At 73.3% G+C, this 3,254-nt stretch carries 5 protein-coding genes; all 5 read right to left on the bottom strand.

Annotated features, from left to right (window positions below; all coding sequences use genetic code 11):
• Window positions 1-99: 99 nt before the first annotated feature.
• On the bottom strand, window positions 100-585 hold the full coding sequence (locus tag AB0G02_RS32615; RefSeq protein WP_360801901.1) for a nuclear transport factor 2 family protein: 486 nt from the start codon (window positions 583-585) through the stop codon (window positions 100-102).
• Window positions 582-1,520 (bottom strand): aromatase/cyclase, encoded by a 939-nt coding sequence (locus AB0G02_RS32610; protein WP_360801898.1) that lies wholly within the window; start codon window positions 1,518-1,520, stop codon window positions 582-584. The genes AB0G02_RS32615 and AB0G02_RS32610 overlap by 4 nt, the downstream gene beginning before the upstream one ends.
• Before the next feature lie 14 nt (window positions 1,521-1,534).
• A complete protein-coding gene (locus AB0G02_RS32605) occupies window positions 1,535-2,320 on the bottom strand; it encodes an SDR family NAD(P)-dependent oxidoreductase (RefSeq protein ID WP_360801896.1) in 786 nt (261 codons plus the stop codon).
• A 12-nt stretch (window positions 2,321-2,332) separates the two neighbouring features.
• Window positions 2,333-2,575, bottom strand: coding sequence for an acyl carrier protein (locus AB0G02_RS32600; RefSeq protein ID WP_360801894.1), 243 nt, complete (start codon window positions 2,573-2,575; stop codon window positions 2,333-2,335).
• Window positions 2,576-2,636: 61 nt separating this feature from the next.
• A partial coding sequence (locus AB0G02_RS32595) for a beta-ketoacyl synthase N-terminal-like domain-containing protein (RefSeq protein ID WP_360801891.1) occupies window positions 2,637-3,254 on the bottom strand: 618 nt, incomplete at its 5' end.

Raw genomic sequence — 3,254 nt, 5'->3', positions numbered from 1 at the left:
GGCACGCCGACGCCTGAACGTCCTGTGGGCCCTCATCCGCGACAACCGCACTTTCCAGGCCGGCAGGTCCCAACCCGCAGCCACAGCGGCCTGACGAGTTCATGGCCCGTCACCTTCGCCGCTTGACAACTTCATTGGGAATCCCTTCCCGGGTGTGCCGTCGTGGGACACCCACCTGCTGCGCACCAGCCACGAATCCCCGTCCGGGACCAGGACGTCGGCGCACGTCGTGCTCAGGCCCACGGCCGGCGGGCCGCCGCGTTCCGCGCGCACCACCAGGGCGTAGCAGCCGGTGCGCACCGAGCCGTCGGGCAGCGGGTGGACCGCGACCATGCCCATCCAGTGCCGGGTCACCACGCCGGCGGCGACCCGCCGGTCCACCGCCGCGCGCATCCCGGCCGCGATGGTCGCCCGTCCGCGCCGGGGCGGGGAGCCGTTGTCCTGCCCGAACTCGCCGTCCTCGGTGAACGTGCCCGCCCACCGCTCCGCCTCGCCGGCGTCCAGCAAGCGCATCTGGGCGGCGTAGAAGCGCTGGACCCGCACGTGCACGTCGACGGGCGTGGCGCGGTCGTCGGTGACGGTCATCCCCCTGCCTCCGCGAACGCCTTGGCCAGCTCCAGCGTGGCCGTGCTGTTGGCGCTGAGCGCACCGCGGACGAAGTCGCGGGCCTGCGCCGCGGTCGCGCCCTCTCCGAGCACCTCCGGGATCGCCGCCGGGTCGAGCACGACGGTGTGCCGGGACGTCGCGAGCACCCCGGCGCTGTTCGGCGTGAACGTCCACTCGCCGTTGTGCACGGCCAGCAGCGCGGGCAGCACGAGTTGCTTGTAGACGATGCGGCGCGACGGGAAGCAGACCCGCACGGACCGCGTGGTGTGCACCTGGCCGTCCTTCGTGCGCGTGTCCATCTCCAACGTCTGGAGGTCCGGCACGTCCTCGGTCAGCACCACCCTGGCGACGTGCGGCAGCCGCTCCGACCACCGCCCGGCGTCGCGCACGAACGCGTAGACGTCGTCGGGTGCGCCGGCGACCTGGACGCTGTCCTCGAACGAGAACAGCAGCTCGTCCACCCCGCTCCCGCGTTCGGCCGCGGCGCGCAACGCCGCGAGCTCGGCGTGGCTGTTGCGGTCGAGGGCGCGTTCGATCCAGTCGACCCCGTCCGGTGCGTCGTCGACCGCGGCGTAGTGGTGGTCGAGCACCACCAGGGACTTGCCCCCACCGACCTCCTCGACCTGCCAGCGGCCTCCCATCGAGGCCACCGGGTGCTGGGAGACCTCCTGCCGGAACGAGACCCGGCGGTGCGCCGGGTCCAGCTCGCGGCGGGACGTCCACGTCTTCACCTCGCCGTTCGCGGTGGCCCAGAAGCGCAGCCGCTCCGCGTCCCCGTCCCGCTCCAGGACCTCGACGTGCACGGTCGGCGGGAAGACGCGCGGCCACGCCTCCACCGCCGCGATCAGGACGTAGACGTCGTCGGCCGGGGCCGAGACCGCGATCTCGTGCCGCGCGTGGCGCGTGGTCGCCATGGAGCCCTCCCCGCTCAGTAGTTGCCCAGCCCGCCGCAGACGTTGATCGCCTGCGCGGTGATCGGCGCCGCCGGGTCCGACACCAGGTAGCCGACGAACGCGGCGACCTCCTCGGAGGTGGAGTACCGGCCGAGCGGGATCTTGGCGTTGAACCGGGCCAGCACGTCGTCCTCGGTGGTGTCCCACGCCGCGGCGTAGCCCTGTCGGACCCGTTCGGCCATCGGGGTCTCGACGTACCCGGGGCACACCGCGTTGACCGTGATCCCGGTCCTGGCCAGCTCCAGGCCGAGCGCCTTGGTGAAGCCGACGACCCCGTGCTTGGACGCCGAGTACGGCGCACCGAGCACCACGCCCTGCTTGCCGGCGGTGGACGCGACGTTGACCACCCGGCCGTGCCCGCGCGCCAGCATGCCGCCCTCGTTGAGCACCTCCCGGGTCACCCGGAACACGCTGGTGAGGTTGGTGTCGATGACGTCGAGCCACAGCTCGTCGGTGAGGTCCGCGGTCGGCCCGCCGCCGCTGCGGCCCGCGTTGTTGACCAGCACGTCGATCCGCCCGTAGCGGTCGACGGCCGAGCGCACGAGCGCGCGGACGTCCTCGGCCGAGGTCACGTCGCACGTCGTGCCGTCGGCCTCGAAACCCCGCTCCCGCAACGCTTTGACGGTCCGCTCGACGTTGTCGGCGGTGCGTGCGCACACGTACACCGCCGTGCCCGCCTCCGCCAGGGTGCGCGCGATCGCCAACCCGATCCCGCTGGTCGCGCCCGTGACCAGGGCGACCCGTTGTCCGTCCCGGACCATGCCCGTCCCCTCCTACGCCGGCCGGTCGAGCGAGTCGTTGATCAGCGCCAGCAGCCGGCGCGGGTTCGTCGAGGTCACCACCGCGTCCTCGGCGAGCGTGACGCCGTACTCCCGCTCGACCCGGCTGGTCGTCTCCAGCAGGGCGATCGAGTCGTAGCCGAGGTCGGTGAAGTCGACGTCGGCTATGTCGCCGTCGAAGTCGACCGACTCGTCCACCCCCGCCGCTTCCCGCAGCACCCGCTTGAGATCCGCCATCGTCAGTCCCCTCGTCCCCATCGGGTCGTCCTCCCCTTCGTCGACACCGCGCCCGACCCGCTCACGGCGCGCTCACCACCAGCGCCGAGTTGAAACCTCGGTGCCCCCTGGCCAGCACGACCGCCGTGCGCACCGGCACCTCCCGGGGACCGCCGAGGACCAGGTCGAGCCCGTAGCCACCGGGCACGTCGGTGACGTTGACCGTCGGCGGCACGACACCGTCCCGGATGGACAGCACGGCCGCGACCAGGTCGAGTGGCGCACCACCGGAGCACAGCCGGCCGGTCATGGTCTTCGGCGCAGTCACCGGGACGCCGCGCGGGCCGAACACCGCCGTGATCGCCTCGGCCTCCGCCCGGTCCAGCTCGGGCGTGCCGTGCGCGTCCGCGAAGACCACGTCGACCTCGGCCGGTGACCGCCCGGCGTCGGCCAGCGCGAGCTCCACGGCCCGCCGCAACCCCGGCGGCCGACCGGAACCGGGCTTCGGGTCGAACGTGGAGGCGCAGCCCTCCACCACCCCGTAGACCGACCGCGCGCCGCGGGCACGGGCCGAGGTGACGTCCTCCAGCACGAGGATCGCGCCGCCCTCGCCCGGCACGAACCCGTTCGCGTCGGCGTCGAACGGCAGGTAGGCGCGGCGCGGGTCGTCACGCGTGCTCTGCTCGCCCGTCGACAGCTG

It is taken from the genome of Actinosynnema sp. NPDC023658 (assembly GCF_040639995.1).
In the GTDB taxonomy this organism is placed as follows: domain Bacteria; phylum Actinomycetota; class Actinomycetes; order Mycobacteriales; family Pseudonocardiaceae; genus Actinosynnema.
Note: the sequence above shows the minus strand (reverse complement) of the source record. Positions and strands in the feature narration are given on the sequence as shown.